This window comes from Geoalkalibacter sp. (genome assembly GCF_030604225.1).
GTDB lineage: Bacteria > Desulfobacterota > Desulfuromonadia > Desulfuromonadales > Geoalkalibacteraceae > Geoalkalibacter.
Genome location: NZ_JAUVWH010000135.1, coordinates 1 through 8,107, shown reverse-complemented (window position 1 = coordinate 8,107; position 8,107 = coordinate 1). Strand labels below are relative to the sequence as shown.

At 65.4% G+C, this 8,107-nt stretch carries 8 protein-coding genes and 1 pseudogene; 6 read left to right on the top strand and 3 right to left on the bottom strand.

Going from position 1 to position 8,107, the window contains the following annotated elements:
* The coding region (locus tag QAT43_RS12830) for a patatin-like phospholipase family protein (RefSeq protein WP_305043478.1) at nt 1–807 on the bottom strand (807 nt) is incomplete at its 3' end.
* A 12-nt stretch (nt 808–819) separates the two neighbouring features.
* The gene (locus tag QAT43_RS12825; protein WP_305043477.1) at nt 820–1,371 is read right to left on the bottom strand and encodes a hypothetical protein; all 552 of its coding nucleotides are present in this window, start codon (nt 1,369–1,371) and stop codon (nt 820–822) included.
* Nucleotides 1,372–1,522: 151 nt separating this feature from the next.
* Here QAT43_RS12825 and glmU point away from each other — a divergent pair, with 151 nt between their 5' ends.
* Complete coding sequence (gene glmU, locus QAT43_RS12820; protein WP_305043476.1) at nt 1,523–2,914, top strand: bifunctional UDP-N-acetylglucosamine diphosphorylase/glucosamine-1-phosphate N-acetyltransferase GlmU; 1,392 nt, start codon at nt 1,523–1,525, stop codon at nt 2,912–2,914.
* 105 nt (nt 2,915–3,019) lie between these two features.
* Nucleotides 3,020–4,849 (top strand): glutamine--fructose-6-phosphate transaminase (isomerizing), encoded by a 1,830-nt coding sequence (glmS, locus tag QAT43_RS12815; RefSeq protein WP_305043475.1) that lies wholly within the window; start codon nt 3,020–3,022, stop codon nt 4,847–4,849.
* Between the two features lie 93 nt (nt 4,850–4,942).
* Here glmS and QAT43_RS12810 read toward each other — a convergent pair.
* Nucleotides 4,943–5,869, bottom strand: a pseudogene (locus QAT43_RS12810) (dihydrolipoyl dehydrogenase family protein); the annotation flags it as partial.
* Nucleotides 5,870–6,105: 236 nt separating this feature from the next.
* On the opposite strand from QAT43_RS12810, the gene QAT43_RS12805 reads away from it, so the two are divergent.
* From QAT43_RS12805 to QAT43_RS12790, 4 genes are all read left to right on the top strand, one after another.
* Complete coding sequence (locus QAT43_RS12805) at nt 6,106–6,711, top strand: MotA/TolQ/ExbB proton channel family protein (RefSeq protein WP_305043474.1); 606 nt, start codon at nt 6,106–6,108, stop codon at nt 6,709–6,711.
* Nucleotides 6,708–7,109, top strand: coding sequence for an ExbD/TolR family protein (locus QAT43_RS12800; protein WP_305043473.1), 402 nt, complete (start codon nt 6,708–6,710; stop codon nt 7,107–7,109). The genes QAT43_RS12805 and QAT43_RS12800 overlap by 4 nt, the downstream gene beginning before the upstream one ends.
* Nucleotides 7,106–7,822 (top strand): energy transducer TonB, encoded by a 717-nt coding sequence (locus tag QAT43_RS12795; RefSeq protein WP_305043472.1) that lies wholly within the window; start codon nt 7,106–7,108, stop codon nt 7,820–7,822. The genes QAT43_RS12800 and QAT43_RS12795 overlap by 4 nt, the downstream gene beginning before the upstream one ends.
* Before the next feature lie 92 nt (nt 7,823–7,914).
* Nucleotides 7,915–8,107: hypothetical protein (locus QAT43_RS12790; RefSeq protein WP_305043471.1), on the top strand; the 193-nt coding region annotated here is incomplete at its 3' end.

Below are 8,107 nucleotides of genomic sequence, written 5' to 3'. Positions count from 1 at the left end.
TTCGGCGATGCTGGAGCAGCGCCCGTAGGAGAGGGAGGGCAGGCAGGCGTGGCTCGGATCGTTGAGCATGGGCACCAGGGGATTGACCACGATGATGAGCCGCGCGCCATGGGCGATGGCGATGTCGACATGGGCGACCTGGCCGACGGAGCCGTCGACGAAATGGCGCTCGCCGATGCGATAGGGGCGGAAGAAGGCGGGAATGGCGCAGGAGGCGGTGATCGCCTGGCAGATGTGCAGGTCGCGCTGTCCCTCCTCGCCGAAGACCACGCGCTCGCCGCGATCGAGATCCACGGCGGGGATGTAGAGTTCCGGGCGGATCTGGTCGAAGGCGTCGCGAATCCGTTCCTCGCGAAAGGCGCGGCACAGATAGCCCTGCAAGGGTTCGAGGGAAAACAGGCCGGCGGGGAATTGCTCCTGAAGGATGTGAACCAGATCGGCGGAGAAAAAGCGCCAGCGGCGGCGGCGATAGCCGCGGAAGATGGAGAAGAGTTCGCGCGTGGCGCGCCACCAGGCTAAAAACACCTGGCCATAGTCCATGCGGTAGATGTCCGAGCGCTGAAAATTGAACACCTGGCGGCGGTTGTGGGCGATGGCCTCAAAGAGCGCGGCTGGGGCGATGCGGTTGGCCACCAGGGTGGCGATGACCGATCCGGCGCTCACCCCGATGTAGATGTCGAACCGCCGTACCGAAAAGCCCGGCGCGAACAGCCGCTCCATGGCGGTGAGGCAGCCGATTTCGTAGGAGGCACCCATGATGCCCCCGCCGGCCAGGATCAACGCGGTTTTCGAACGCTCAGGGGCCATGCCGGGTCCTTGTCACTTCTTGGCGCGCACCTTGATGTGCGGCTTGCCGTCCTCCACCACCACGCGAAATTCCACGGCTTTTTCGCCGAAGGCGGCGCGGATTTTCTGGCGCTGTTCATCCAGAAAGCGGGTGATGCGTGCCCGTTCCTGCGCGTCATCGGCGCCGAGGCGGGCACCCGCCTCGCGAAGTTGGCGCTGTAGGATGGCCACCTCGTCCTCGGCGGCGCCGGTGGCGGGTTGTGCCGGTTTGGCCTCCGGCGGCGGTTTGGGCAGAGCGACCGCGCCGCGCACGAAGCGCCCCTCGTCCATCAGGCGCAGGATGCGATCCCAGTAGCCGGCATAGGCGTGAAAACGCTGGGCGAGATTCTGGTATTGAAAGCGCAGGTCGGTCTGCACGATGCGCCGATTGGCGAACTGGCGCAGGCTGCGCGCCAGTTGCTCGCGCTGCTTGACCGGCTCGAGTTTTTCCACCCCGGCGAAGTAGCGCTCGTAGAGGCTCTGCAATTCCTTGAGATTTCTCTCGATAACGAGCAATTCCGGCCCGATGTGCCTGCGGTCGTTCATGATCCCTCCACGTTTTTCACTATAATAAAGCCCCGCCACGAATGCAAAACCCAAATGGGATGCAGGATTACGGCCCAAGGTGGTTCTTGACGCCTTGCTGGCTTTGCGGCATAATGAGGATCTTCTTAATTCTCGGGGGTGTGGAGGGCTTATGAGCGCAAGAAAACGAGCGGCGGTGATCCTCGCGGCGGGCAAGGGCACGCGCATGAAATCCGAACAAGCCAAGGTGCTCCATCCCCTGGCCGGGCTGCCCCTGGCGACCTACCCGGCGCGCATCGCCCGCGCCCTGGGCTGCGACCCGGCGGTTCTGGTGGTCGGCCATCAGGCCGCCGAGGTGGAACAGGCTCTTGGCGGCGAAGGGCTGCATTTCGCTTTACAGCAGGAGCAGCTCGGCACCGGCCATGCCCTGCTGTGCGCCGAACCCGCCCTGCGGGAGTTTAGCGGCGATTTGTTGCTGCTCTGTGGTGACGTGCCGCTGATTCGCCGTGAGACCCTGGAGCGTTTGCTTGCTTATCACGCCGCCGAAGGTGCGGCGGTCACCGTGCTTACCGCCGAAATGGTCGATCCCAAGGGCTATGGGCGCATCGTGCGCGACGGCGCCGAGGTGCTGCGCATCGTCGAGGAAAAGGACGCCTCGCAGAAAGAAAAGCTCATTCGCGAGATCAACACCGGCCTCTATGTCTTCGCCGCGCCCTTTGTTTTCGAGGCCCTGCGCGGGGTGGGGCGCGACAACGCCCAGAACGAATACTACCTGACCGACGTGGTGGCCGCCGCGCGCGCCGCGGGCAAGAAGGTGCGGGCCCTGAGCGTCGCCGATCCGGCCGAGGCCATGGGCATCAACGACCGCGCCCAGCTGGCCGAGGCGGGGCGCATCCTGCGCGCGCGCCTCAACCAGGCGCACATGCTCGCCGGGGTGAGTCTGGTGGATCCGGCCTGCACCTACATCGACGCCGGGGTCGAGATCGGCGCCGACACCCTCATCCATCCCAATGTGCATCTGCGCGGCGCCACCCGTGTCGGTCCCGGCTGCGAGATCGAACCGGGCGCGGTGATCAGCGACTGCATCCTGGGCGCGGGTGTGCACGTCAAGGCGGGCACGGTGATGAGCGAAGCGCGCATCGGCGACGCCTGCACCCTTGGCCCCATGGCCCATCTGCGCCCCGGCACGGTGCTCAAGGGGCGCAACAAGCTGGGCAACTTCGTCGAAACGAAAAAAGCAACTTTCGACGAGAAGGCCCAGGCCAGCCATCTCACCTACATTGGCGACGCCGAGGTGGGCAAGAACGTCAACATCGGCTGCGGCACCATCACCTGCAACTACGACGGCGTCAACAAATACCAGACCATCATCGAGGACGACGTGTTCGTCGGCTCGGATACCCAGTTCGTCGCGCCGGTGCGCATCGGGCGCGGCAGTCTCATCGGCGCCGGCTCCACCATCACCAAGGATGTGCCGCCCGACGCCCTGGCCCTCTCGCGCGCCGAGCAGAAGATCATCGACGGCTGGGCGGCGCGCAAGCGCGCCAAGCAGAAAAAGTCCTGAGGAATAGGGATCGTGCGGGCGCGCCTTCGTGCGCCCGCACGGCGATCCAAATTTACATCGTAGGGGCGCACCGATGTGCGCCCTGACTTTTAAGGGTCAACTCACATGTGCGGAATCGTCGGCTACCTTGGCCATCAGCAAGCCTCTCCCATCATCGTCGAAGGCCTGCGCCGCCTGGAATATCGCGGCTACGACTCGGCGGGCATCGCCACTCTCGACGGCGGGCGCATCGAGATCCGTCGCGCCCAGGGCAAGCTCATCAACCTGGAAAATCAGCTGCGTGACAAACCCGTCGTGGGCAGCCTGGGCATCGGCCACACGCGCTGGGCCACCCACGGCCGGCCCTCCGAGATCAACGCCCATCCGCACAAGGCGGGCGGCATCGTGGTGGTGCACAACGGCATCATCGAGAACTATCTCGATCTCAAGGAAAGCCTGCGCGCGCGCGGCCACAGCTTCAAGTCCGAAACCGACACGGAAATCATCTCCCATCTGGTCGAGGAGCATTACAAGACCACCGGCGATCTGGTGACGGCGGTGCGCGCCGCCCTGGCCGAGGTGCGCGGCGCCTACGCCGTGGCCATCATCTGCGAGCAGGAGCCCGACAAGCTGGTGGCCGCCAAGCTCGGCTCACCCCTGGTGGTGGGCCAGGGCCAGGGCGAGAACTTCGTGGCCTCGGACATCCCCGCCATGCTCAGCCACACCCGCGAGATGATCTTTCTTGAGGACGGGGAGATGGTGATCGTCGACGGCGCGGGTCTGCACTTCACCGACCTGGTGGGCAATCCCCGGCAAAAAACGCCCAAGACCATCACCTGGACGCCCCTCATGGCGGAAAAAGGCGGCTATCGCCACTTCATGCTCAAGGAGATCTACGAGCAGCCGCGCGCCCTGGCCGACACCCTGGCGGGACGCATCCGCGAGGAGCAGGGCGATGTCTACCTCGAGGATCTGGCCCTGAGCGACGAGGATCTGCGCGCCGTCGCCAAGCTCAACATCGTCGCCTGCGGCACCTCCTGGCACGCGGCGCTGGTGGGCAAATTCCTCATCGAAAAGCTGGCGCGCCTGCCCGTCGAGGTGGATATCGCCAGCGAATTTCGCTACCGCGATCCCATCATCACCCCCGACACCCTGACCTTGCTCATCAGCCAGAGCGGCGAGACCGCCGACACCCTGGCCGGGTTGCGCGAGGCCAAGGGTAAGGGCGGCAAGGTAGTGGCCGTGTGCAACGTGCTCGATTCCTCCATCGCCCGCGAAAGCCACGGCGTCATCTACACCCACGCCGGCCCCGAGATCGGCGTCGCCTCGACCAAGGCCTTCACCACCCAGTTGGTGGCCCTGGTGCTGTTCGCCCTCAAGCTCGCCCGGGTGCGCGGGTTTCTGGATGCCGACGGCTGCCGCGCCCTCACCGACGAACTGGTCCAGCTGCCGCGCAAGATCGAGGAGGCCCTGGAGCAGGACGCAGCCATCGAGGAGGTGGCGCGCCTCTACATGAACGCCGGCGATTTTCTTTATCTCGGCCGCGGCAACCAGTACCCCATCGCCCTGGAAGGGGCGCTCAAGCTCAAGGAAATCTCCTACATCCACGCCGAGGGCTATCCGGCCGGCGAGATGAAGCACGGCCCCATCGCCCTGATCGACGAGAACCTGCCGGTGGTGGTGCTGCTGCCCAACAACGACACCCGCGAAAAGGTCATCAGCAACATGCAGGAGGTGCGCGCCCGCGCCGGCAAGGTCATCGCCGTCACCGACCACGACGACCCCCTGGTGCGCGACAACGCCGATCAGGTGCTGGTGTTCCCGAGCACCTGCGACGATCTCATGCCGGTGATCCTCTCGGTACCCATGCAGCTACTCGCCTACCACATCGCCGTGCTCAAGGGCACCGACGTCGATCAGCCGCGCAATCTGGCCAAGAGCGTGACGGTGGAGTAACAAATTCCCCCGCCGGAATCCCGACGCGTGGTTCCGCCATCCGTTCGGCAAGGACCTGTCGGGGGCGGCTGAGCTTTCCTTTGGCCCGTTTCCTCAGCCCCGTCGCCAGGCGTGATACTTCTCCACCCACGCCAGAAGTTTTTGCGGCGCGTGGGCCTTTTTCCATGCCCCGGCGGCCAGCTTGTTCGCTTCGGCGAAGGTGGGGTAGGGGTGGATGGTGCCGAGGATCTGGTTGAGGCCCAGGCCGTGCTTCATTGTCAGGATGTACTCGGCGAGCAGATCGCCGGCGTGAGTGCCGACGATGGTGACGCCGAGGATCTTGTCCTTGCCGGGGGGGGTGAGGATTTTCAACCAGCCGTGCTCCTCGCCCTCGGCGATGGCGCGGTCGAGCTCCGCCAGGTCGAGGCGGGTCACTTCATGGGCGATGCCCTGGTGGCGCGCCTCGCTTTCGTTGAGGCCGACGCGAGCCACTTCCGGGTCGGTGAAGGTACACCAGGGGATGACGCGGTCGTCGGCGCGAAATTTCTTGAGATCGCCGAACAGCGCGTTGACCGAGGCATGCCAGGCCTGATGGGCGGCGGTGTGGGTGAACTGGTAGGGGCCGGTCACATCGCCGGCGCAGAAAATGTTGGGGAAGTTGGTGCGCAGGAAGGGATCGGCATCCAGGGTGCCGCCCTCCCTCACCCGCACGCCGAGTTCCTCCAAGCCGAAGCCGCGGGTGCGGGCGCGCCGTACCACCGCCACCAGGAGGGCATCGAAGGCAATCTCCACCCGTTGCTCCTGGTGCGCGCACACCAGGATTTTCTCCCCCTCCCGAAGAATGATTTCCTGAGCGGCGTGTCCGGTGAGGACCCGCGCGCCTTCGGCTTCGAAGCGCGCGCAAATGAAATCCGCCACCTCCGGATCCTCGCGGCCCATGAGCCGTGGCGCCATTTCCACCTGGGTGACCTGCGCGCCGAAGCGGGCGAAGGCCTGGGTCATCTCGCAGCCGATGGGGCCACCGCCCAGCACCAACAGGCGTAGCGCGCCAAGGAATCATGAGGCGCGACCTTTTTCACCACCTTCCTAGATGGTAAATGTTATATCGTAACGCTTGGCCGGCGTCCATCTCTCTCGCTCGATGTGAGGCTTGTGATAATGAAGTCGGATTTCAATTTTTTTCTTGACAGTCCAGGGTTGACTCAATGAACATGACAACGATTTTCAAAACCATGGCGCTCGTCGGGTTGAGTTCACGGGAAGGAAAGGGTTGAACCATGCTGGAATTTTTTCTCAAGGGAGGGCCGCTCATGTACCCCCTCCTGGTCTGTTCGGTTCTCACGGTGGCCTTCGGTATCGAGCGCTGTTGGCATTATTTCCGGGCGGGGCGTGCCGCGCAGGCGCCCGAGCAGGTTCATGCATTGATCGAAAAGGGGCACTTCGACCAGGCCCTGTGCCTGGCCGAGGCGGCGCCGGGGCCGATCACGGCGGTGCTTGCCGAAGGGTTGCGCCATCGCGGCGTGGAACGCGAGCTGCTCGAAGAGGTGATTTCCCTGCGCGGCGCCAGTGAGCTCAAGCGCCTCAACCAGAATCTGCATATTCTCGAACTGGTCGGCCGCATCGCGCCGCTCATGGGACTGCTCGGCACGGTGCTCGGCATGGTGGTGGCCTTTCGCCAGGTGGCCGGGGCGCGCGGCGCCGTCGATCCCTCTCTGCTCGCCGGCGGCATCTGGGAGGCGCTGATCACCACGGTGGCCGGTCTGTGCGTGGCCATTCCCGCCCTGATCCTGCACCACTTTTTCGAGGACAAGGTCGATTCCTTCGCCTACTTCATGAAGCATTACGGCACCGAGGCCGCCAAGCATCTGGGGGTCAAGGGATGATCGATTTCGGCGCGCACGTGCGCGAGCGCAAGGGTCTCGATCTCACCCCCATGCTCGACGTGGTTTTTCTGCTGCTGATTTTTTTCATGCTCACCTCGATTTTCGCCAAGCCGCTGCTGCCCCTCGACCTGCCCGAAGCGGCCAGCGGCCAGGTGGCCGGCGAGCCCGAGATCCGCCTGAGCATCAGCCGCGACGGCCGCCTGCATCTCAACGAAACGGAGATTGCGCTGGAACTGCTCGGGCCGCGCCTCGGCGAGATGCTGGCGGGACGGGTGGAGCGCGATATCAGCCTGCGCTCGGATCAGGGTGTGCCCTTCGGCCGGGTGGTGGAAATTATGGATCTGGCCAAGCAGGCCGGTGCCGTCAACATCGCGGTGGTCACGGAAAAAAAGCCATGAGACGCCTCGGCATCAATCAGCTGGCCTTCTTCGCGGCCCTGGCCTTGCACGGCCTGATCCTGGCCGTCCAGGTCTCGTCGGAGATGCCTGGGCTGGAGGCGCCCGCGCGCATCAACGTGCGCCTCATGGAACTGCCGGCTCCCACGCCGGCGCCACTGCCCGAGCCGGTCCGCCCGCCCCCGCCGCCGGTGGACAAGGTGCGGCCGCTGCCGCCGCCCAAGCCGGAAAAAAAACCGCCCCCGCCGCCCCGCGAGCCGCCCGTGCAGGCATCGCGGCCCCTGACGGCGCCGGAGCCGGCTGTCGCGGCGCCGTCGCTGACCAGCGCGCCGCCGGTTGCGCCGGCACCCGCCGTGGAAGAACCGGTCCCGGCGCCGCCCGCACCCGTTGTGGCACCGCCGGCACCTCCGGCGCCGCCGGTCGCGGCGAGTCGCCTGGGCGAGTATCTCGAAACCGTGCGTCTGGCGGTGGAGGCCCACAAGCAATATCCCTCCGCCGCGCGCCAGCTCGGACAGCAGGGCAGCGTCCTGGTGCGGGCGCGGATCCTGCCCGATGGCTCGCTGGCGGAGATCGAGGTCGTTGCCTCATCCGGTCATCGCCATCTCGACCGCGCGGCCCTGGCCGCGGTGCGCAACGCCGCGCCCCTGAGGGCGCCCGACGGCTACGGCCTGGGCGACGTGGTGCTGGAGATCCCCATCACCTTTCGTCTGACCTGATTCGCCCTGGTGGTTTGCGGATTTGTCTCCCTGCAAGGGATACGTGCGTCCATTGTGGGAATTTGAAAGTCATATTCTTTTGGAGGTCGTACATGCAGTCCAGAAAGTTGTTGCTCATGGCGCTTTTGGCATCCCTGATCCCGGCGCCGCTGCTCGCCGCGGAGGTCAACCGGGTCGGGGAAATCGTCGTCGAGGAAAGCGAGGAGATCCGGGCGCTGCAGGAACGGCGCGAGAGCGCCGTGTCCAAAACCGTGATCACCACGAAGGAAATGGAGGAACTGGGCG

Excerpts from the sequence above, each read along its gene's own strand:
- glmS (WP_305043475.1), top strand. The coding sequence starts at position 3,020 with ATGTGCGGAATCGTCGGCTACCTTGGCCATCAGCAAGCCTCTCCCATC.
- QAT43_RS12825 (WP_305043477.1), bottom strand. The coding sequence starts at position 1,371 with ATGAACGACCGCAGGCACATCGGGCCGGAATTGCTCGTTATCGAGAGA.
- QAT43_RS12800 (WP_305043473.1), top strand. The coding sequence starts at position 6,708 with ATGATCGATTTCGGCGCGCACGTGCGCGAGCGCAAGGGTCTCGATCTC.
- QAT43_RS12805 (WP_305043474.1), top strand. The coding sequence starts at position 6,106 with ATGCTGGAATTTTTTCTCAAGGGAGGGCCGCTCATGTACCCCCTCCTG.
- QAT43_RS12795 (WP_305043472.1), top strand. The coding sequence starts at position 7,106 with ATGAGACGCCTCGGCATCAATCAGCTGGCCTTCTTCGCGGCCCTGGCC.
- glmU (WP_305043476.1), top strand. The coding sequence starts at position 1,523 with ATGAGCGCAAGAAAACGAGCGGCGGTGATCCTCGCGGCGGGCAAGGGC.